The sequence below is a fragment of the Mesorhizobium terrae genome (genome assembly GCF_008727715.1).
Taxonomy (GTDB): Bacteria; Pseudomonadota; Alphaproteobacteria; order Rhizobiales; family Rhizobiaceae; genus Mesorhizobium; species Mesorhizobium terrae.
Genome location: NZ_CP044218.1, coordinates 5207327 through 5227866, shown reverse-complemented (window position 1 = coordinate 5227866; position 20540 = coordinate 5207327). Strand labels below are relative to the sequence as shown.

General features: G+C 64.2%; 26 protein-coding genes. 13 read left to right on the top strand and 13 right to left on the bottom strand.

What is annotated here, in order from left to right; all coding sequences use genetic code 11:
- Positions 1–72: 72 nt before the first annotated feature.
- Complete coding sequence (locus FZF13_RS26335; RefSeq protein WP_024923771.1) at positions 73–330, top strand: DUF1127 domain-containing protein; 258 nt, start codon at positions 73–75, stop codon at positions 328–330.
- A 101-nt stretch (positions 331–431) separates the two neighbouring features.
- Here the strand turns inward: FZF13_RS26335 and FZF13_RS26330 are convergent, their stop codons facing one another.
- The 5 genes from FZF13_RS26330 to purC form a co-directional block, all read right to left on the bottom strand.
- Complete coding sequence (locus FZF13_RS26330) at positions 432–1079, bottom strand: Pr6Pr family membrane protein (protein ID WP_024923770.1); 648 nt, start codon at positions 1077–1079, stop codon at positions 432–434.
- An 18-nt stretch (positions 1080–1097) separates the two neighbouring features.
- On the bottom strand, positions 1098–1517 hold the full coding sequence (locus FZF13_RS26325) for a hypothetical protein (RefSeq protein WP_244431203.1): 420 nt from the start codon (positions 1515–1517) through the stop codon (positions 1098–1100).
- Between the two features lie 61 nt (positions 1518–1578).
- On the bottom strand, positions 1579–2247 hold the full coding sequence (purQ, locus tag FZF13_RS26320) for a phosphoribosylformylglycinamidine synthase subunit PurQ (protein WP_024923768.1): 669 nt from the start codon (positions 2245–2247) through the stop codon (positions 1579–1581).
- Position 2248: 1 nt separating this feature from the next.
- Positions 2249–2491 carry a phosphoribosylformylglycinamidine synthase subunit PurS gene (gene purS / locus FZF13_RS26315; RefSeq protein ID WP_024923767.1) on the bottom strand — a complete coding sequence of 81 codons (243 nt, stop codon included), beginning with the start codon at positions 2489–2491 and terminating at the stop codon, positions 2249–2251.
- A 66-nt stretch (positions 2492–2557) separates the two neighbouring features.
- Positions 2558–3352 carry a phosphoribosylaminoimidazolesuccinocarboxamide synthase gene (gene purC / locus FZF13_RS26310; RefSeq protein WP_024923766.1) on the bottom strand — a complete coding sequence of 265 codons (795 nt, stop codon included), beginning with the start codon at positions 3350–3352 and terminating at the stop codon, positions 2558–2560.
- A gap of 271 nt (positions 3353–3623) precedes the next feature.
- Between purC and FZF13_RS26305 the strand changes: the two genes are divergently transcribed.
- Together FZF13_RS26305 and FZF13_RS26300 are read left to right on the top strand one after the other, a co-directional pair.
- Complete coding sequence (locus FZF13_RS26305) at positions 3624–3944, top strand: DUF1476 domain-containing protein (protein WP_024923765.1); 321 nt, start codon at positions 3624–3626, stop codon at positions 3942–3944.
- Positions 3945–4066: 122 nt separating this feature from the next.
- On the top strand, positions 4067–4837 hold the full coding sequence (locus tag FZF13_RS26300) for an HpcH/HpaI aldolase family protein (RefSeq protein ID WP_024923764.1): 771 nt from the start codon (positions 4067–4069) through the stop codon (positions 4835–4837).
- A 29-nt stretch (positions 4838–4866) separates the two neighbouring features.
- Here the strand turns inward: FZF13_RS26300 and FZF13_RS26295 are convergent, their stop codons facing one another.
- The gene (locus FZF13_RS26295) at positions 4867–5415 is read right to left on the bottom strand and encodes an RBBP9/YdeN family alpha/beta hydrolase (RefSeq protein WP_024923763.1); all 549 of its coding nucleotides are present in this window, start codon (positions 5413–5415) and stop codon (positions 4867–4869) included.
- A 159-nt stretch (positions 5416–5574) separates the two neighbouring features.
- Here FZF13_RS26295 and FZF13_RS26290 point away from each other — a divergent pair, with 159 nt between their 5' ends.
- Entirely contained in the window at positions 5575–6477 is a 903-nt protein-coding gene (locus FZF13_RS26290) for a VOC family protein (RefSeq protein WP_425349434.1), read from the top strand.
- 137 nt (positions 6478–6614) lie between these two features.
- On the top strand, positions 6615–6905 hold the full coding sequence (locus tag FZF13_RS26285; protein WP_024923761.1) for a putative quinol monooxygenase: 291 nt from the start codon (positions 6615–6617) through the stop codon (positions 6903–6905).
- Positions 6906–6912: 7 nt separating this feature from the next.
- On the opposite strand, the gene FZF13_RS26280 is transcribed toward FZF13_RS26285, so the two are convergent.
- The 4 genes from FZF13_RS26280 to FZF13_RS26265 all read right to left on the bottom strand — a co-directional run bounded on the left by FZF13_RS26280 (position 6913) and on the right by FZF13_RS26265 (position 10309).
- Positions 6913–7647, bottom strand: coding sequence for a metallophosphoesterase family protein (locus tag FZF13_RS26280; RefSeq protein ID WP_024923760.1), 735 nt, complete (start codon positions 7645–7647; stop codon positions 6913–6915).
- Positions 7648–7655: 8 nt separating this feature from the next.
- A complete protein-coding gene (gene purB / locus FZF13_RS26275; RefSeq protein WP_024923759.1) occupies positions 7656–8957 on the bottom strand; it encodes an adenylosuccinate lyase in 1302 nt (433 codons plus the stop codon).
- Between the two features lie 87 nt (positions 8958–9044).
- Positions 9045–9587, bottom strand: a complete 543-nt coding sequence (locus FZF13_RS26270; protein WP_307419296.1) for a hypothetical protein — start codon at positions 9585–9587, stop codon at positions 9045–9047.
- Positions 9584–10309 (bottom strand): DUF2259 domain-containing protein, encoded by a 726-nt coding sequence (locus FZF13_RS26265; protein ID WP_024923757.1) that lies wholly within the window; start codon positions 10307–10309, stop codon positions 9584–9586. The genes FZF13_RS26270 and FZF13_RS26265 overlap by 4 nt, the downstream gene beginning before the upstream one ends.
- A 138-nt stretch (positions 10310–10447) precedes the next feature.
- On the opposite strand from FZF13_RS26265, the gene FZF13_RS26260 reads away from it, so the two are divergent.
- Positions 10448–10702, top strand: a complete 255-nt coding sequence (locus FZF13_RS26260; RefSeq protein WP_024923756.1) for a DUF2171 domain-containing protein — start codon at positions 10448–10450, stop codon at positions 10700–10702.
- Positions 10703–10751: 49 nt separating this feature from the next.
- On the opposite strand, the gene FZF13_RS26255 is transcribed toward FZF13_RS26260, so the two are convergent.
- Both FZF13_RS26255 and FZF13_RS26250 read right to left on the bottom strand, forming a co-directional pair.
- Entirely contained in the window at positions 10752–11759 is a 1008-nt protein-coding gene (locus FZF13_RS26255; RefSeq protein WP_024923755.1) for a P1 family peptidase, read from the bottom strand.
- Complete coding sequence (locus tag FZF13_RS26250) at positions 11759–12823, bottom strand: branched-chain amino acid ABC transporter substrate-binding protein (protein WP_024923754.1); 1065 nt, start codon at positions 12821–12823, stop codon at positions 11759–11761. The genes FZF13_RS26255 and FZF13_RS26250 overlap by 1 nt, the downstream gene beginning before the upstream one ends.
- A gap of 186 nt (positions 12824–13009) precedes the next feature.
- Between FZF13_RS26250 and FZF13_RS26245 the strand changes: the two genes are divergently transcribed.
- From FZF13_RS26245 to FZF13_RS26215, 7 genes are all read left to right on the top strand, one after another.
- Positions 13010–13510, top strand: a complete 501-nt coding sequence (locus tag FZF13_RS26245; protein ID WP_024923753.1) for a flavin reductase — start codon at positions 13010–13012, stop codon at positions 13508–13510.
- Positions 13511–13548: 38 nt separating this feature from the next.
- Positions 13549–14481: an AAA family ATPase gene (locus FZF13_RS26240; protein WP_024923752.1), complete on the top strand. Its 933-nt coding sequence runs from the start codon at positions 13549–13551 to the stop codon at positions 14479–14481.
- Positions 14482–14487: 6 nt separating this feature from the next.
- Entirely contained in the window at positions 14488–15717 is a 1230-nt protein-coding gene (locus FZF13_RS26235) for a vWA domain-containing protein (RefSeq protein ID WP_024923751.1), read from the top strand.
- 22 nt (positions 15718–15739) lie between these two features.
- Entirely contained in the window at positions 15740–16078 is a 339-nt protein-coding gene (locus FZF13_RS26230; protein WP_024923750.1) for an XdhC family protein, read from the top strand.
- A 72-nt stretch (positions 16079–16150) separates the two neighbouring features.
- Positions 16151–16855 (top strand): XdhC family protein, encoded by a 705-nt coding sequence (locus FZF13_RS26225; RefSeq protein WP_024923749.1) that lies wholly within the window; start codon positions 16151–16153, stop codon positions 16853–16855.
- Positions 16852–18462: an NTP transferase domain-containing protein gene (locus FZF13_RS26220; protein ID WP_024923748.1), complete on the top strand. Its 1611-nt coding sequence runs from the start codon at positions 16852–16854 to the stop codon at positions 18460–18462. The genes FZF13_RS26225 and FZF13_RS26220 overlap by 4 nt, the downstream gene beginning before the upstream one ends.
- A 32-nt stretch (positions 18463–18494) precedes the next feature.
- Complete coding sequence (locus FZF13_RS26215) at positions 18495–19409, top strand: alpha/beta hydrolase family protein (protein WP_024923747.1); 915 nt, start codon at positions 18495–18497, stop codon at positions 19407–19409.
- Positions 19410–19459: 50 nt separating this feature from the next.
- Here FZF13_RS26215 and FZF13_RS26210 read toward each other — a convergent pair whose 3' ends face one another.
- On the bottom strand, positions 19460–20503 hold the full coding sequence (locus FZF13_RS26210; protein WP_024923746.1) for a DUF1176 domain-containing protein: 1044 nt from the start codon (positions 20501–20503) through the stop codon (positions 19460–19462).
- Positions 20504–20540 lie beyond the last annotated feature (37 nt).

Below are 20540 nucleotides of genomic sequence, written 5' to 3'. Positions count from 1 at the left end.
TATTGTATCAATATCAGAGTCAATACATATGGATTGCACCGCGATTGTCGCGGCAATTGTTACAATGGTGCTATGATGGCAAGTGCAATCGAGACAATTCATCGGAACCGGTCGGCTTCGGCGGGCTTTGGCAAGCAGCCTTCCGGCCTGTCGGGCTTCGTGCGCCGCATTGTTGTGGTGATTGTCACCGCGAGCAATCGACTTGCGGATGCGCTGGAGCGCCGTCGCAGCCGCCTTCAGCTGCTCGAGATGACCGACGACCAGCTCAAGGATATCGGCATCTCCCGCGCCGACGCCCATCGCGAAGGACTGCGCCCCTTTTTCGACTGACAGTCTTGGGGGAGTGAGCATGAGCGGGGAGAAGCGCCGGATAGCGTGGCAGGGCATAGTGGCCCGCCTGCAGCCTCGCCGGATATGGCAAGTGCCTAATTTTACCGTCGCCGCGGGGCCGGAGCTCGGCGGCGGCCGATGGTTCGGTCGAGGAAGGCGGCGGCGACCCCAAGCGCGACAAACAGAGCAGCGACGCCGAGCGTGCCCAAGACAACGCCAAAAATGCCGGTCATACGCACATCGAGGAACGGATAGGGCGCCTCGCCGGTGAAATGCGCGCGCGTCAGCGCATAGACAACGTACAGGACCGGGTAGATCAGCCAGACCGGAATATCCTCCCAGCGCGAGGTGCCTTCGGCGCCCGCGGTCAGCCACCACAGCACGAACAGCGCCGGCGCCACATAGTGCAGAAGCACGTTGCAAAGCAGGAACAGGCCGTGCGGCTGCCACAGTGGCGCCAGCACGACCGCATAGACGATGGTGACGACGCAGATGGCGACCGCCACGCCGGCGCGCAGCCGAGGCGAGGCGAAGCCCGGCGCCCAGGCGTAGCCGGTGGGCGTCAGCAGCGAGACATGCACCAGCACCACTGCGATGTTGGTCAGGATGGTGAAGAAGCTGAAATAGAAGACGATTGCGCCGACAAAGCCGCGCCCCGCCGCCATCGCGGCGGGAATGGTGATGAGGAATTGCAGGACGAGGCCGATGAGCCCCGCTGCCAGTCCGACGATTTGCAGAAACCGTGCCATCGACGCCGGCCGGGTCGATCAGGCCTTGGCGCCGCAGTCGCCGTTGCCGGTCTGCCAGCGGGCGATGTCGGAACCGATGCGGCCGCCGAGCGGCTCGGCCATCAGCGGGCCGAACACCTCGACGCGGTTGGAATTGCCGCGCGCCTGCACGACCAGCAGCGGCTTGCCGCCATAATGTTTGCCCGGCACCAGCAGGAACCGTGGCGTTCCGCCGAAATTGTTGAGCTCATTGGCCATCTGGTAGGACTTGAAGGCCGGGTCCTTCGAGGCGATCCAGCATTTGTGCGCGGCGATCGCCACCTGTTCCATGGCGCGCAGCGAAGCGCTCTTGCTGCCGCCGCTGGGGGCGGAATTGTAGGACTTCGACTGGCAAGCCACCAGAACCAGGCCTGCCAGGGCGACGAAGCCGAAACGGGCGGCCATCTTTGCTGCGTTCATCGTTTCGGCTTCCCCCAGTCGAGATGAAGTTTGATTGTCGTCGAAAGAGAAGATGGCCTGCTCAGGCGGCGATGCCGAGCGCGCCTTCGAACAAAGCGCGGCCATCATTGCCGCCATGCGCCGCCTCGATCAGGTTTTCGGGATGCGGCATCAGGCCAAGCACATTGCCCTTGGTCGAAATGATGCCGGCGATGTCGTTGATCGAGCCGTTCGGATTGGTGCCGTCGGCATAGCGGAACACGACCCGGCCTTCGCCCTCGATGCGCGCAAGCGTCTCTGCGTCGGCGAAATAGTTGCCGTCGTGATGTGCGACCGGGCAGCGGATGATCTGGTTCGGCTGGTAGCCCCGGGTAAAGGCGGTGTTGGCGTTGGCGACCTGGAGCTTCACTTCGCGGCAGACGAATTTCAGCGAGGCGTTACGCATCAAGGCACCGGGCAGGAGGCCCGCTTCGACCAGGATCTGGAAGCCGTTGCACACGCCCACCACCATGACGCCCTTGGCGGCCTTCTCGGCCACCGCCCGCATCACTGGCGAACGCGCCGCGATCGCCCCGCAGCGCAGATAGTCGCCGAAGGAGAAGCCGCCGGGAATGGCGATCAGGTCGACATCGGGGATTTCCGTATCGGTCTGCCAGACGGTGGCGGGCGCGGTGCCGGAAATCTTGGTCAACGCCGCGATCATGTCGCGATCGCGATTGAGGCCGGGCAGGAGGACGACGGCGGTTTTCACGTCAGGCGATCTCCACCGCGTAGTTTTCGATCACCGTGTTGGCCAGGAGCTTGTCACACATGGCCTTGAGCTCTGCTTGAGCCTTGGTTTTGTCGGTGCCGTCGATCTCGATGTCGAACACCTTGCCCTGGCGAACGGAACCTACGCCACCGAAGCCGAGGCCGCCGAGCGCATGTTCGATCGCCTTGCCCTGGGGGTCGAGCACGCCATTCTTCAGGGTTACGGTAACGCGGGCTTTCATCATGCTGTTCCTGCATCCATTCGCGGGGTCTACGAGCTTCGCTTCGAAGCACCCCGCGCGATAACACTATTAATGCGGCTTCGAGCCTTTCGGCGGCTCGGTCGAGGCGACCAGCACCGGGCCGGTCCGCTGCGGCTCGTTCTCGTTCATGATGCCGAGGCGGCGCGCCACTTCCTGGTAAGCTTCGACCAGCCCGCCCATGTCGCGGCGGAAACGGTCCTTGTCGAGCTTGTCCTGGGTGGCGACGTCCCACAGCCGGCACGAATCGGGCGAAATCTCGTCGGCGACGACGATGCGCATCATGTCGCCTTCGAACAGACGGCCGCACTCGATCTTGAAATCGACGAGCTGGATGCCGACGCCGAGGAACAGGCCGGAGAGGAAGTCGTTGACGCGGATGGCCAGTGCCATGATGTCATCGATTTCCTGCGGGCTTGCCCAGCCAAAGGCGGTGATGTGCTCTTCCGAAACCATCGGATCGTCGAGCGCGTCGGCCTTGTAGTAGAATTCGATGATCGAGCGCGGCAGCACGGTGCCTTCCTCGATGCCCAGGCGCTTGGCCAGCGAGCCGGCGGCGACATTGCGCACCACGACTTCGAGCGGGATGATCTCGACTTCCTTGATCAGCTGCTCGCGCATGTTGAGGCGGCGAATGAAGTGGGTCGGGATGCCCATCCGGTTCAGATGGTTGAAGATGTGCTCGGAAATGCGGTTGTTGAGCACGCCCTTGCCGTCGACCACTTCATGTTTCTTCTTGTTGAACGCGGTAGCGTCGTCCTTGAAGAACTGGATCAGTGTTCCCGGCTCAGGTCCTTCATAGAGGATCTTGGCCTTGCCTTCGTAAATGCGGCGGCGTGACTTCATTGGATTTTTTCTCTGGTTGGAAGGGCAAGCGGCAACGACCGGTCCCTTTCTTTCGCAACGCTTGGCGGCGCGGTGGTCTCAGTCGCGGTCTCTACCGCAATCGCGGGCTTTGCTCAATCGGCAAATCCGTTGAATCAACCGGTTTGACCACCGAAATGCCGCATTGCAGCATGCTATTTCGCATATTGACCGCGGGCCGCCCATTTGGTTTGAGGGATCGCGACAGGCACAATTGCCAGATGACTCGGTTTCCACCCGGAGGAATTGCCGCATGAGCAGCATGAAGGATCGCGAAGAAGGTTTCGAGCGCAAGTTCGCGCATGACGAGGAACTGCGCTTCAAGGCCAATGCGCGGCGCAACCGGGCGCTCGGCATTTGGGCCGCCGGGAAGCTGGGCAAAAGCGGCGCCGACGCCGAGGCCTATGCCAAGGAAGTGGTGGTTTCAGACATCGAGGAAGCCGGCGATCACGATGTCTTCCGCAAGATCCGCAAGGATTTCGACGCCGCCGGCGTCGAGCAGTCCGACCATCAGATTCGCCGCACCATGGACGAGCTGATGGCCGAGGCCATCGCCCAGATCAACAACACCTGATCGACGGCCGGTCGCGCCGACATGGCTGGACCAACGAACCGCCCGGTATTACCGGGCGGTTTTTCTTTGCCTTTTCCGTCATTTCCGGCTGAAACTGGATTCATTGTGAGAGGAATGAGCCAATGTCCCTGAAAGCACGTCTCGAAGCCGATGAAACGCTGTGCACGGCATGGTCGGGCGTGCCGGACGCGCTGACGGTGGAGATCGTTGCCCGGCAGGGTTTCGACGCTGTGACGCTGGACATGCAGCATGGCGGCCACAATGAGGACAGCGTGCTGCGCTCGATCGTACCGATCCAGGCGGTCAACAAACCGGCGCTGGTTCGCATTCCGGTCGGCCGCTTCGACATGGCCAGCCGCGCGCTTGATTTTGGCGCCGAGGCGGTGATCGCGCCAATGGTGAATTCGGTGGCCGACGCCAGGGCTTTTGCCGCGGCGATGAAATATCCGCCGCTCGGCGAACGCTCCTGGGGCCCGACCTACGCCTTGCCGCGCCACGGCAAGGGCACGCAGGCCGACTGGCTGAAGGAGAGCAACCAGCGCACGCTGGCCTTCGCCATGGTCGAGACGCGCGCCGCGCTGGCCGCGCTCGACGGCATCCTGGAAACACCCGGCATCGATGGCATCTTCGTCGGCCCGTCCGATTTCTCCATCGCCTGGAGCAACGGCGCCAAGGTCGATTCGACGCTGGAAGACATGATGGAGACCATCGCCTCGATCGCCGAACGCACCCGCAAGGCGGGCAAGCACGCCGCGATCTATGTCATCGATCCGGCCATTTCAGGCCGCGTTGTCAAGATGGGCTACCGGCTGCTGGCCATGGGCTCAGAACAGGCGCTGATCGGGCTCGGCACCAAGACGCTGCTGGCGAGCGTGAAGGAATCGATCGGTTAGGCTTCAGTCAGACTAATCCAACACGTCTATCACAACCGCGACAGGAAATGCGCGAAGGTCATCGAGCCTTCCGGCCAGGGGCCGTGGCCGGATTCGGAGTTGAGGTGGCCCGTGTCGCCGGCATCGATGAACAGCGATCCCCAAGCGCCGGCAAGGTCTTCGGCCACGTCGAAGTCGCAGAACGGGTCGTTGCGGCTGGCGATGACCATTGAGGGGAAGGGCAGCGGGTCGCGCGGATAGGGGCCGAAGGTCATCAGGTGCTTTGGCCTGATTTTCGGATTGGCGACATCCGGCGGGGCGACGAAGAAGCCGCCGGCGATCGGCTTGTCGCACAAGGGAAGCGCCTGGATGGCGGTTGCCACGCCCAGCGAATGCGCCACCAGCACCACCGGCTTGGTCGCCTCGTTGACGGCTTCGGCAACGCGGGCCGTCCAGTCCTCGCGTACCGGCTTCGACCACTCCGCTTGCTCGACACGGCGCGCGGTCGACAGTTTCGCCTCCCAGCGGCTCTGCCAATGATCGGGCCCCGAATTGGTGTAACCCGGCACGATGAGGATATCGGTGTCCTTTACTTTCATGGCTCGGATGTAGCGTTCCGCCTTTGCTGGCGCAACATGCCACTCGAATATTCGAATTGTGAACACCTTGTTCGATTTTTGCCGCCTTGTGTGAACAATGGGATTGTTCCATTTGGTAGGCGATGCAATCACCGCCGCATGCTTTCGGAGATAGGGATTTTGCGACTGACACGGCGTACAATGATGGGTGGCGTAGGGGTGATGGCCTTGGGGGCCATGACCAGCGCAGCCCGCCCGGAGAAGATGATGAGCGATCTGCCTTTTGCCGCTACCACGCCGATCAGTGTTGCCCGTGTCGGGTTGAAGACCCGCGACGCCGATGCGCTGGCCGCCTATTATCGTGCTGTTGTCGGCCTGGAAGAGCTGGCCCGCGACGGCGAGACGATCACGTTGGGCGCGGCCAACCGGCCGTTGCTGGTCTTGGAACGCGATGCGGCTGCCAAGCCGGACGATCCGCGCAGTGCCGGCCTGTTCCACACCGCCTTTCTTCTGCCAAGCCGTGCTGATCTCGGCCGCTGGATCAACCACGCCATCGAAAACAAGATCCAGGTTGAGGGCGCGTCCGACCATCTGGTCTCGGAGGCGGCCTATCTGACAGACCCGGAAGGCAACGGCATCGAGATCTATGCCGACCGCCCGCACGAAAGCTGGAAATGGGACGGCCCGAGCGTCGAGATGGCGACACTGCGCATGGATATTCCAGGCGTTGTCGGCTCGGTGCCGGCCGGCGATGCCGGCTGGAAGGGCGCGCCGGACAACACCGTTGTCGGCCATGTCCATCTGCGGGTCGGCGATCCGAACCAGGCCGAGGCCTGGTGGAACAAGGAATTCGGCTTCGACACCGTCAAGAAATACGGCACGCAGGCGGTGTTCCTGTCGTCGGGCGGGTATCATCACCATATCGGCGCCAACACCTGGCAGAGCGCCGGCGCCGGTAAGCGCGATGCCAGCCGTTCGGGTCTCGCCTGGGTCGAGATGCGCTCGGCTGAGGCCAAGACGCCGTCCGCCTATGAAGATCCGTGGGGAACCGTCATCCGCGCCGTGCCCGGCCAGCCTGGATAACAAACTGACTTTGCCGCCCTGATGGATCGTTCAGGAAGGATCCTGACACCCCCGAGCCTCGACCGATGCTAGACATTCACAGCCGAATCCGCGTCAGGCGGATTCGGCTGTTGGCATCAAGGAACTAAGGCTCATCCATGTTGAAGGTTATCGCCCGCGATTTCATCAAGCCTGAGGCACTCGAAATCGTGCAGCCGCTTTATGCCGAACTCGTCGAGAAGACGCGGCAGGAACCGCTTTGCATCTCCTACGATCTTTTTGTCGATCAGAAGGACCCGGGGCATTTCGTTTTCATCGAGGAGTGGCCAGACCGCGCCGCACTGGACGTCCACTGCCGCACCGAGCATTTCCGCCGGCTGGTGCCGCTGATCAATCAGCACCAGACCAGGGAGGGCACCGTCGTTTTGATGGACCGGTTCGTGCCCTGAGCGACGCTTAAGTGCCGATGGCGTTAGCAGCAAAGCCGGTCGACAGCCCATGGCTCCAATTGGCAAAGCCGCTGGCTTCGGCGCGTCGGGCGGCCGAGCTCCAATCATAATCGATCGCGCGCAGGGTGAACGACCATTTGCCGTTGAGGCGCGTGGCGATTGCATAGCGGGCATGCGGGCTGCCGGTCACGGTCAGGCCGGGAAAGGCCTGCACGCCGACGCTGCCCGGATTGAGGACGGTCAGGCGGTCCGAGACATGCACGATGCGCGGTGTGTGCGTATGGCCGCACAGCACGAGCTCGGCCGGCACATCGCCGAGTTTGCGTCGGATCTGGCCCTCGCTGGAGGGGAAGAAGTGGTTGCCGCCGTCTTCCTCCAGCAGGAAAACCTCGTCGTCCGCCGGGCTGCCGTGGCAGAGGAAAATCTCCGACGTCAGGCTCGTTGTCGCAGGCAGCGATGCGAGCCAATCGCGCGAAGCCTTGGTGAGGTGCCGGTATGCGAAGGCGTCAATCGTATCCATCTCGCCTGGCGGCATCTCGGCCAGCGCGCGATCATGGTTGCCGCGCACCGTCGGCCAATTCTCGGCGATCAGATATTGCGCCGTCTCTTCCGGCCATAGCGGACCGGACAAGCAGTCGCCCAGATTGACGATCAGGTCCGGCGAGGCCGTCTTGATCTCGGCATGCACCGCCTCCAGCGCCGGCAGGTTGCCGTGGATGTCGGAGATGACCGCCAGCCGCATGGATATGCTTATCCAAACACGCGCTTGAAGATGGTGTCGACATGCTTGGTGTGGTAGCCGAGATCGAATTTTTCGCGGATTTCCGCTTCGGACAGCGCCGCCGTCACTTCCTTGTCGGCAAGCAGTTCCTCAAGGAAATCAGCGCCCTGTTCCCAGACCTTCATAGCATTGCGCTGCACCAGCCGGTAGGCGTCCTCGCGGGAAACACCCGCCTGGGTGAGCGCGAGCAACACGCGCTGCGAATGCACCAGGCCGCGGAACTTGTTGAGGTTCCGGTCCATGTTTTCCGGGTAGACCAGCAGCTTGTCGATGACGCCGGTGAGCCTGGCCAGCGCGAAATCCAGCGTCACCGTGGCGTCCGGACCGATCATGCGCTCGACCGAGGAGTGAGAGATATCGCGCTCGTGCCACAGTGCCACGTTCTCCATCGCCGGCAGCACCATGCCGCGCACCAGGCGGGCAAGACCGGTGAGGTTTTCGGTCAGCACCGGATTGCGCTTGTGCGGCATCGCCGACGAGCCCTTCTGGCCGGGCGAAAAATACTCTTCCGCTTCCAGAACCTCTGTCCGCTGCAGATGACGGATCTCGGTCGCCAGCCGCTCCACCGAGGAAGCGATGACGCCGAGCGTGGCGAAGAACATGGCATGGCGGTCGCGCGGGATGACCTGCGTCGACACCGGCTCCGGCTTCAGGCCGAGCTTTTTGGCAACGTGTTCTTCGACATAGGGCTCGATGTTGGCGAAGGTGCCGATCGCGCCGGAAATGGCGCAGGTGGCGATGTCTTCGCGCGCATGGACGAGGCGCTCGCGGCAACGGCTGAATTCGGCATAGGCCTGCGCCAGCTTGACGCCGAAAGTGGTCGGCTCGGCATGGATGCCGTGGCTGCGGCCGATGGTGACGGTGTCCTTGTGCTCCAAGGCGCGGCGCTTCAGCGCCGCCAGCAACGCGTCGATGTCGGCGAGCAGGATGTCGCTGGCGCGGGTAAGCTGCACGGCAAGGCAGGTGTCGAGCACGTCCGACGAGGTCATGCCCTGGTGGATGAAGCGCGAGTCCGGCCCGACGAATTCGGCCAGATGGGTGAGGAAGGCGATGACGTCGTGCTTGGTGACGCGCTCGATCTCGTCGATCTTGTCGACATCGAACGTCGCGGCATTGCCCTTTTCCCAGATGGTCTTCGCCGCTTCCTTCGGGATGACGCCGAGTTCGGCCAGCGCATCGCAGGCATGTGCCTCGATTTCGAACCAGATGCGGAAGCGCGTCTCGGGCGACCAGATGGCGACCATTTCCGGCCGGGAATAACGTGGGATCATCGGTCCGTCCTGATGTCTGGGGAAAACTTACGCCGCGTCCTAACAGAGCACGGCAAAATGCTCAACGCGCCAGATGCTCCCGGATGCTCAATGTCGTTGCCGGACAAACCACAGTGCAGCAGCAAAGAGAGCGACAAACCCGACCGGGAAATAGAGGCGGATGCCGAGCACGGCGAACTGATAAAGCGCGCCGGCGCTGGTGAAGGCGAACTGGAACAGCCAGCGCAGGCTGAGCGGCGGGCCATGCCATTCGGCGTAGTAGGAGCGATACTGCATCGCATAGAGCCCACCGGTGACCAGCACAGTCGCCGCAAACAGCGACACGAAGCCGGCCGCGAAAACCACGCTGCCGGGGCGGCCAAGCGAGACAAAGCGCGCGACGAACAGGCCAGTCGGAAAGGCAAGAGCGCCGCCGATGGCAAACAGCGACATGATCGCAACCACGGCAGCGGACGATTCCCAGCCTTGCAGGAAAAGATTGGTCCCGGCACTGACGGCCATCGCCGTCGCCCATGCCAACGCCCCGAAGAGTGCGATGCGCGGCGCGGGCAGGGCCAGGCGCAACCGCATCGCAATCGTGCCGCGCCCGTCGGGGCGTAAAGTCGTTGCCTGGGCGGCCGGGTCTGTCACAGCCGCCCGGTCACCGCCATCCAGCGATAATCCGGCCCTTCAAAGCCGTAGCCACGAACCCAGATCAGCACCGCATAGGCCGACAGGCTGTCGCCGCCATAAGTCTGCACCGCGCCGATGCCATAGCCGTTGGGACAGCCACGGCTCTTTGGGATCGATTTGTCCTCATGCAAAAGCTTGGTCTGGCCGCCTTCGCGGGCTTCGATGCGCAGCAGTCGGAAACCCTTGGTTTCGCCCTGGCTGGAACAGATGTCGTCGCCACTCAGGGTGAATTCGTCCAAGCGCACTTCCAGCGGCTCGTCGATCGCTGGAAACACCGGCCGCGGATTGACGACCATACGGTGCGGGTCGGCCGACAACTCGGTGACGGGATTGCCGCCAACGGTGAAGCCGGCATTGGCCTCGAGTTCCGCCTGTTTGACGATGGCTTCGCCCTGTTCGCGCGCCTTGTCGCGCACTGCCTGCAGCGTGGCCTTCTCGTCGTCGAGCCGTACGCGAATGGGTGTGCCGCTGACGAATGTGTCGGTCGCCGTGTCGATGTAATAGCGGTTTGCATAAGGGAAACCGGAACCGTCCTGCACGCCGTATTCCTCGAAGGCGAAGATGCCGCCGCCCTTGGCGAAACCGAGAATCTGCAGCCGCGCGACATCGCCTGCCCGTGCGACGACGGCGCCGGCCAGGACAAGGACAACTGTGAGTGCCAAACGCATCAGACGGTTCATCTTTTCTCCGGTGTCGGCTGGAACATACCGGTTCCTATCACAATCGTTTTAGCGCGTCGCATGGCGCGAAATGCATTTTGATGGATGCGGCCGGCCCGCTCTTTGCTAGTCTCGGCGTTCTTCACAAGGAGAACTGCCATGAGCGACACGAGCAAAATTCGCGAGCATATGGAAGTCGTCGGTGCGGACGGTACCCATGTCGGTACCGTCGACAAGGTTGAAGGAAAGCGCATCAAGCTTATCAAGACAGACAGCGGCCAGGGCTCCCACCGGGGGCATCATCACTACATCCCCTTGAGCCTTTTTGCCGAAATCCAGGACGGCAAGGTGTGGCTGTCGGCGAATTCGGATGTCGCCGTCATGTTCGAGGAAGAAAGATCCGATCCAACCTGATCGGGCTTCCAACGCCATTGTCATGGAACGGACGGGCTGGCGCCTCGTGTCAGCCCGGCAGGGCCGACCATACGGGAAACAGGTCGCCTTTCGCCGGCGTGGCGGCGAAGGCTGCTCGCGCGATCGCGCGCGCCATCGTCGCGCCGGCCGCCGCATAAAGGTCGATGGCTTCGACCGCCGACGGGGTTATGCCGCTCTTTCCCGTGCCCAGCCCGAAGACCAGATCTCCGTCGACCGGCGTGTGCGTCGGCCAGATGGCGCGGGCGAAGCCGTCATGCGCGGCGATCGCCAGGCGTTTGGCGGCCGCCTTGGTCAGCACGGCGTCGGTGGCGATGATCGCGATGGTGGTGTTGGCACCGACCGGATTGTCGCGGAATTTCAGGCGTATCTGCCTGGCATTCTCGGGCAGTGGCGAAGGATAGCCCAGTCCACCGAACTCGTTGCCGATCTCGAAGGGCGCTGCCCAGAAATGACGGCTGCGGCCGACGGTGACCGAGCCGGTCGGGTTGGCCGCGACCAGCGCGCCGATGGTGATGCCGTTGTCGAGCACGGTGGAAGCCGAGCCGAGCCCACCCTTGAGCCCGGAGGTCAGCGCGCCGATACCGGCGCCAGCGGTGCCGATCTCGAAGTCGTCGGACGCCGTGAGCGCCGCCTCATGTCCCAGTTCTCTGTATGGCGGGTAGCGGCCCCAACCCTTGTCGCCGCCATTGGCAAGATCGAACAGGATGGCCGCAGGCACGATCGGCACGCGGAACCCCGCGACCTCGAAGCCGATGCCGTTTTCCCGCAAGGCTGCCTGCACGCCCGACGCGGCGTCGAGCCCGAAGGCGGAGCCGCCCGACAGCACCAGCGCATGCACGGTTTCCACCGCATTGTGCGGCTCCAGAAGGTCGGTTTCACGCGTGCCCGGCGCGCCGCCCAGCACCTGGACGCCGGCAACCGCCGGTGTGTCGCACAGGATGGCGGTGACGCCCGATTTCAGCCTGGCGTCGCCGGCATTACCGACCCGCAGGCCGGCGACATCGGTGATCAGATTGCGCGGGCCGGTGCGAAACATCATTGTCCCTCGAGAGGCACGAAGCGCGTTCCGTCGAAGCGGAAGGCGCGATAGGGGTTCTTGGCAAGGTCACCCTTGGCATCGAAGCGGATAATGCCGGTGGCGGTCGTGAAGTCGCGGTCGGCAAGGGTTTCGATCAGCGGCTTGCCGGCGGCCTCCTTCTTGGCCTGGCCGGCGATCTCGACCGCGACAAAGGCCGGCAGCGCATAGCCTTCGGGCAGCACTTTGGCGGCGCTGAACAGATCGAGCGTTTTCTTGTCCGCGACATCCGCCCATTCGGGCATGGCGATCATCAGCGTGCCTTGCGTGTAAGGCACGTCGCTCGCCGCGCGCAGGGCTTCGCCGCCGGCAAATGCCATGTCGGCGCCGAGCTTGGCGGCATCGCGCGCCATGACGGCCAGATCGCGGCCGTCGCCGCCGACGAAGACGCTGGTGGCGCCGGCCTTGCGCAAGCGGCCGACTAGCCCGACCTGGTTGTCCATTTCTGGGCGGAACGTGTCGGTGAAGACCGGCTTGAGCGCCGCCTGCTCGACGGTGGCCCGCATCGCTTCGGCAAGTTCGCGGCCGTAGATAGTGCCGTCGTCGACGACGGCGAAAGGCTGGTCGCGCCACAGCCGGGACAGGACCCTGCCGGCTGCGTCGCGTTCGGCGTCGCCGCGCGGCCCGAGCCGGAACACCGGCCAGCCAGTCTTGGCGCGCCGGTCGGTCAGGCTGTCGGTGCGCACGCCGGGGGTGATCACCGCGATGCCCGCCTGTTTGAGGATGGGCATCGCTGCCTCGATTGCCTCGGTGCACAGGAAGCCGACGACGATATCGACCTTTTCGGCAGCGAATTGCGCGGCTGCCGCGGCACCGCCCGCCGCCGTGCAGGTGTCGTCGACAACGCTGATCGCGGCGCCGTTCGCGCCGGCGCCGAGCCTTGCGCCATATTCGATCTGCCGGCCAAGGACAGCCGACGGACCCGACAGCGGTGCCGCGACGCCAATGGTCAGCGTCGTGGCGGCTGCCGGATCGAGGAGGAAAAACCCGCCAAGCAGGCTAAGGATTGCGGACGCCAGTCGCATGCGAATGAAACGTGTCTCCCTGCAGGCTTCGGCCCAGACCTAAAGGCTGCACCGTCTTGGTGCAACAAGCCTGTCGAATCTTGGTACAGCAAGGCAGTTTCGATGAGCCGCATCAACCACTTCGCTTGTGATGCACAAGATACCGCCATATATAGCGGGAGGGGTTTGGTGTCTGGAAAATCGCCCGTGCTGAAGAAGAATGATGTCGAGCCGCAGGCCTATCGCGACGCGATGAGCCGTTTCGCCGGTCATGTCCACATTGTCACCACCGACGGTCCGTCGGGCAGACGTGGCGCGACGGTGACCGCGACCTGTTCGGTTTCGGATACGCCGCCGATGATACTGGTGTGCCTCAATCGCTCCAATCCCCGCAACGAACCCTTTGTCAGCAATGGCAATTTCGCGTTGAACACGCTGGCCGCCACGCACCGGGGGCTGGCCGACGGCTTTTCCGGCCTTACTCATCTCGCGCCCGACGAACGCTTCGGACTGGCCGAATGGGACACCATCGCCACCGGCGCGCCGACGCTGGTCGGAGCGCTCGCCGTTTTCGACTGCGAGCTGACCGACATCAAGGATCTCGCCAGCCATCGTGTGCTTTTTGGCAAGGTGACAGGCCTGCGCATCGGCGATAATTTGAAGCCGCTGATCTACCATGATCGCGGCTACCGCATTCTGCAGGACTAGGGTCCTGATTCTGGGATGCGGGTACGCACGGAGACAGAATGACCGAGCTGAAACCGCGCCCCGCGCCGGGAACGATCGACGAAACGCTCGATCTCCTGACCGGCGCGGATTACGTGGCCGACCGCTCGCTGGCGACGGTGCTGTTCCTGTCGTTGCGCATGAAACGGCCGCTGTTCCTTGAAGGCGAGGCCGGCGTCGGCAAGACCGAGATCGCCAAGGTTCTGGCATCCGCGCTTGGTCGGCGGCTGATCCGCCTGCAATGTTATGAGGGGCTGGACGTTTCCTCGGCGGTCTATGAGTGGAACTATGCCGCGCAGATGATCGAGATCCGCATGGAAGAGGCGGCCGGCAAGGTCGAGCGCTCGACCATGGAGCGCAACGTCTTTTCCGAAAAATATCTGATCCGCCGCCCGGTGCTCGACGCGCTGACCGGCAAGGAAGGTGCGGCGCCCGTCTTCCTGATCGACGAACTCGACCGCACCGACGAGGCGTTCGAAGCCTTTCTTCTGGAAATCCTCTCTGACTTCCAGGTGACGGTGCCCGAGCTTGGCACGATCAAGGCGGAGGAACCGCCGATCGTCATCATCACCACCAATCGCACCCGCGAAATCCATGACGCGCTGAAGCGCCGCTGCCTTTATCACTGGGTCGATTATCCGAACGCGGCGCGCGAATTGGAGATCGTGCGGCGTAAGGTGCCCGACGCCAACAGGCGGCTGTCGGCCGAAGTCGTCGCTTTCATCCAGAAGCTGCGGCAGATCGAATTGTTCAAGGCGCCGGGCGTGGCGGAAACCATCGACTGGGCCGGCGCATTGGCGGAATTGGACAAGGTCGCGCTCGACCCCGAAACCGTGTCTGATACGATCGGCGTGTTGTTGAAATACCAGGACGACATCGCCCGGATCGAGCAGGGCGAGGGCCGGCGCATCCTCAAGGAGGTCCAGGCGGAACTGGCCTCGGCGGCGGAGTAGCATGAGATGAAAGGCAGCCAGCCGGAGGGCCGGATCGCCGACAACATCGTCTTTTTCGCGCGTGCCCTGCGCAAGGCCGGCATGCGGGTCGGCCCGGCCTCGGTCAAGGACGCCATCGAGGCGGTGCTGACCGCCGGCATCGGCGGCCGCGACGATTTCTACTGGACGCTGCACGCCGTGCTCGTCACCCGCCATGAGGACCACGCCACTTTCGACGAGGCGTTTCGCCTCTACTGGAAGTCGCGCGAGCTGGTCGAGAAGCTGCTCGCCATGTTCTCGCCGGTGGCGGTCGACAATGCCGAGCGCCGCAAGCCGCGCGCGGCGGAAAACCGGGTCAGCCAGGCGATGTTCGAAGGCCGGCAGGATGGCCGGCCGCCGCGGGAAATACCCGAAATAGAGATCGACGCGCGTTTCACCGTGTCCGGCAGCGAAGTGTTGCGCGGCAAGGATTTCGCGCAGATGAACGCCGACGAGCTCACCGACGCGCGCAAGGCGATTTCGGAATTGCGATTGCCGTTCGATACGGTCGCGACGCGGCGCTTCAAGGCCGATGGTTCCGGCCGCCGCATCGATCCGCGCGCCATGATGCGCATGGCGGCGCGCACGGGCGGAGAGCTGATCCTGCCGAAATTCCGTTCGCCGCGCGAAATCCATCCGCCGCTGGTGGTGCTGGCCGACATTTCCGGCTCGATGAGCCAGTACACGCGGATTTTCCTGCACTTCCTGCACGCGCTGACCGAGAAACGGCGGCGTGTCCATGCATTCGTCTTCGGCACCCGATTGACCAACCTGACCCGCCAGATGCGCCATCGCGACCCGGACGCGGCGCTGGCCGATGCCTCTGCCGTCGTCAAGGACTGGTCAGGCGGCACCCGCATCGGCGAGACGTTAGGTGAGTTCAACCGGCTGTGGTCGCGCCGCGTGCTGGGGCAGGGCGCCGTGGTGCTGCTGATCACCGACGGGCTGGAGCGCGACCATATCGAGGGTCTCGCGCAGGAGATGGAGCGGCTGCACAAATCCTGCCGGCGGCTGATCTGGCTCAATCCGCTGCTGCGCTTCGACGGTTTCGAGGCGCGGGCGCGCGGCGTCAAGGCGATGCTGCCGCATGTCGATGAGTTTCGCCCGGTGCACAATCTCGAAGCGCTGGCCGATCTCTGCGCCTCGTTGGCGCGGGGCTCCGCTCGCGACGTCGATCCGCGCCGCTGGCTCGACATTGGCGCGGCCAGGGCAGCGTAGCCATATGTCTGGAGGAGGGCCCATGGAAAACAGCGCCTATCTCGACGAAGCCCGCGATCCTTTGATCATCGCGGAAGACTGGATGAAGAACGGCAAGGATGTCGCCATCGCCACCGTGGTGGAAACCTGGGGGTCGGCGCCGCGTCAGGCCGGCAGCCATCTGGTGATCGACGCCGGGGGCAATTTCCACGGGTCGGTTTCCGGCGGCTGCGTGGAAGGCGCCGTGGTGGCCGAGGCGCTCGACGTCATCGGCTCGGGCAAGGCGAAGATGCTGGAATTCGGCGTCGCCGACGAAACCGCCTGGAACGTGGGGCTGTCCTGCGGCGGCCGCATCAAGGTTTATGTGGAACGACTGGGGTAGAACGACGTGAAAACGATCTGCAACGCGCGATTTTCGCCTCGCCATGAAGCTTTTTGAAATCGGCACATCACGATGGACCCCTATGCCCTCAAGACACTGAACGCCGAACGCCGCGCACGTCGTGCAGCCGTGCTGGTCACCGATCTCGGCGACGGCCGCGACCGCGTCGTGCGCGAGGGCGATAAGGTGGCGGGCGAACTGGGCGCCGCCATCGAGACTGCCTTCCGGACCGGCCGTTCCAAGGCGGTCGAGGCCGAAGGGCGTCCCTTTTTCCTCAACGCGCATCTGCCGCAACCGCGCCTGGTGGTGATCGGCGCCGTGCATATCAGCCAGGCACTGGCGCCGATGGCCAGGATTGCCGGTTACCCGGTCGAGATTATCGACCCGCGCACCGCCTTTGCCACGGCCGACCGCTTTCCCGACATGCCGCTGCACGCCGAATGGCCACAGGATGTCTTGGCGCGCCAGCCGCTCGACGGCTACACCGCGCTCGCCGCCGTCACCCATGATCCGAAGATCGACGATTTCGCGCTGAAGGCGGCGCTCGATGCGCGCTGCTTCTATGTCGGTGCGCTGGGCAGTCGCAAGACGCACGCCAAGCGGGTCGAGCGGCTGCTGGCGCTGGGTGCGAGCGCCGACGATGTCGCGCGCATCCACTCGCCGATCGGCGTCGACATCGGCGCGGCGAACCCCGCCGAGATCGCTGTTGCCGTTCTGGCCGAGGTGATCGGCGCTTTCCGCTCGCGCGGGCTGGCGCGCCGGGGCGAAGCGGCGTGAAATTCGGTCCGGTTCCGATCGATCAGGCTGAAGGCGCGATCCTGGCCCACGCGACGAATGCCGGCGAGCGGCGTTTTCGCAAGGCGCACCGGCTCGAAGCGGCCGATATCGCCGCGCTGCAGGCGGCGGGTGTCACCGAAGTTGTGGCGGCGGTGCTCGGGGCCCGCGACCTTGGCGAGGATGCCGCCGCCGGGGCGATCGCGCGGGCGATGCGCCATCGCGACATCGAGGCGAAGGCGGCGACCACGGGTCGCGTCAATCTGCATGCGTTGGCGGCCGGCGTGTTCACCGTCGATGCGGCGATGATCGACGCAATCAATGCCGTCGATCCCGCTATCACCATCGCGACATTGGCCCACCATGCCCCGGTCGAGAGCGGCCAGATGGTGGCGACAGTGAAGATCATTCCCTTCGCGGTCGACCGCGCTCTTGTCGACGCGGTACTGGCCATCTGCGCCGGCGGCGAGGTTTTCGCGGTCAACGCCTATCGGGCGATCCGGCTCGGCGTCGTGCAGACGGTGCTGCCGGGGGTGAAACCCAGCGTGCTCGACAAGACCATGCGTGTCACCGAGGCGCGGCTGGCGCGTTCCGGCAGCCGGGTGACCACCGAGCGTCGCGTGCCGCATCAAGCGGAAGCGGTGGCCGAGGCCGCCGGTGCATTGGCCAGGGACAACGACATGGTGGTCATCTTCGGCGCTTCGGCGATGTCCGATTTCGCCGACGTCGTGCCGGCGGCGATCGAACGGGCCGGCGGCCGCGTCGAACGCGCCGGCATGCCGGTCGATCCAGGCAATCTGCTGGTACTTGGCCGGCTGAACGGCAAGCGAATCGTCGGCGCGCCGGGGTGTGCCCGCAGTCCCAAGGAAAACGGGTTCGACTGGGTACTCGACCGGCTGATTGCCGGGCTCGAAGTGACAGGACGCGACATCGCCGGCATGGGCGTCGGTGGACTGCTGATGGAAATTCCGAGCCGGCCGGAGCCGCGCGAACGTCCACCGGCGCATGCGGGCGAAAGGGTTCATGCCGTTCTCCTGGCCGCCGGTCGCTCGAGCCGCATGGGTGGACCCAACAAGCTGATGGCGCTGTTCGACGGCAAGCCGCTGGTGCGCCGCACCGCCGAACGCGTACTTGCCTCGAAGGCCGTCGGCACGGTCGTGGTCTCCGGCCATCAGCGCGACCGAGTGCGCGCTGCGCTCGCCGGGCTCGACCTTGCCTTTACCGACAACCCCGACTTCGCCGACGGCCTGTCGACCTCGCTGAAGGCGGGCATTGCGGCGCTGCCGGCCAGTGCCGCCGGCGCGTTGATCGTGCTGGGGGATATGCCGGGCGTCGCCTCCGCCGATTTCGATCGGCTGATCGAGGCCTTCGCGGGTTCCGGCGGCAAGGCGGTGGTGCGCGCCTCGCATGACGGCCGGCGCGGCAACCCGGTGCTTTTGCCGCGTTCGCTGTTTGCCGCCGTTGCCCATCTCGAAGGCGATACCGGTGCCCGCCATCTCGTCGAGACGGAGGGGGTGGAGGTGATCGACGTCGAGATCGGCGCCGGCGCCTCGGTCGATGTCGACACGCGCGAGGCACTGGAAGGCGCCGGCGGCGTGTTGCAGGATTGACAAGCAGCCGCCGAAAGCCGCAACGCTCTCCCATGATCTTTGCTGTTTCTTCCGCCGCGCCGCGCCTCGCGCGCCGCTTCCGTCTTTCGCTGATCCTCCTTTTGTCGCTGGCGCCCGCCGCGGCATTGGCCGATGCGCAGACGCTGAAGCCGCTCAAGGACGAGCTGTTCGCCTATCCGGGCATCCTGTCGGCCGAAAAGGGCGATATCTATCGCGTGGTCGACTATCGCGAGATGCGCGACATCAACGCGCGCGACACGGTGCCGGAACGGCGCGTGAAACCGCAATATACCTCGACCGGCGTGCGCGGCGTGCAGCAGGATCTGGCGCTGACGACCGACGTCGGCATCATCCGCCATGTCGCCGTCGGCAAGACCGAGGGCGCCGCCATCATCGTGCTTTACCTGCACGGGCAGGGCGGCAGCCGCAAGCAAGGGGTGGACGACTTCACCTTCGGCGGCAATTTCAACCGCATCAAGAACCTGATGGCCGACAATGGCGGTCTTTACCTGTCGCCCGACTTCAGCGATTTCGGCGACAAGGGCGCCGCGCAGGTGGCGGCATTGATCGGCCATTATGCCGAGCGGTCGCCCGGTGCGAAGATCTTCGTCGCCTGCGGTTCGATGGGCGGCGCACTATGCTGGAAACTCGCCGGCCGCGCCGATACCGGCAACCGCATCGACGGCCTGCTTTTGCTGGGTTCGTTGTGGGACGACAGCTTCTTTGCAAGCCCTGCCTTCAAGCGGCGCGTGCCGGTGTTTTTCGGCCAGGGCAGCAAGGACCCCGTTTTCCCCATCGAGAACCAGGAAGCCTTCTTCCGGTCTATTCTTGCCAAGTCAAAGGCTTACCCGACGCGTTTTGTGCGCTTCGAGACCGGCACGCATGGCACGCCGATCCGCATGACCGACTGGCGCGAAACGCTGAACTGGATGCTGTCGCGCAAATAAGGAGCCGGACGGCTCGACCGAGGCGGCTCTGAACGATCGATGGTTTTTGCTCAGGGCGCGGTGTTGTAGTCCAGCACGGTCTGCGGGTTGATCTCGCCGTCATAAGACGCGTCGACGTCATATTGCACGAGGCCGAAGACGCCGTTGCGGAACAGATAGGTGCCGGTCGAGGAAGCATCGCCGACGCCGCGCCACTTGTCGTGCGACACGATCGTGTGGGCGTTCTCGTCATAGTCGGCGTTGATCAACTGATCCGTCGTGCGGAGGCCGGTGATGCCGATATGCTCGACCTTGCCTTCGGTGTCGCCGTTCTCGTAGCGGATATCGAGTTCGGGCACGGCGAATTGCAGCTGGCTCACGCTCTGCCCGTCTTCAGAGACATAATAGACCGAGCTTTCGTTGTAGGCGGCCATCGAACAGAAGAAGCGGAACAACCGCACGGTCTTGTCCGGTTCGCTGTCGCTGGGCTTGTAGGTGATGGTGTGGTCGCTTGGTTCGCCGGTTTTCGCACCACCGCCAGGGGCTTCGGGATCGCATTGATCGCCATAGGAGGCGAGGAAGGCCTTTTTCGCCTTTTCCAGCACCGCGTCCTGTTTCGGCAGCGCCGGTCCTTCGCCGCAGCTGTCGGGCAGTGCGTTCTGGAGCTCTTTGTCGGACAGTTTCAGCGCGCCCTTCTCGATGCGGATCGGGCTGAAGGGCGGCGATTGAATCTGCGCGTTGACCTGGCGCAGCGTGTAGCAGCCGGCAAACACCTTGCCGTTGCCGGATTTGTCGACGGCGCGGATGGCGACGGGCAAGGTGTAGAAAATGCTGCCGGCCGCCCCCTCGCTTGCAGGCATACCGGTCGTCACCTCGACAGCCTCGGTGCTTTCATACCCCTTGGCGAAGGCGTCGAAATCCTTGGCGGGCTTGGTCTCGCCGAAATAGTCCCAGGCGCGCGCATATTCATGGCGGTTGATTGCATTGTAGAGCGAGCGCACCACATTGGCGGCGTCTGAACGATCGTCGAGATAGGGCGGCTCGGCGGCCATCGCGGCCTGACTGAGCGTTGCGAGGCCAAGGACTGCCGTCGCGGCGAAAAGGGGGCTTTTCATCGGGAATCTCCAGTCGACAGGGGCAGCATCCACATCG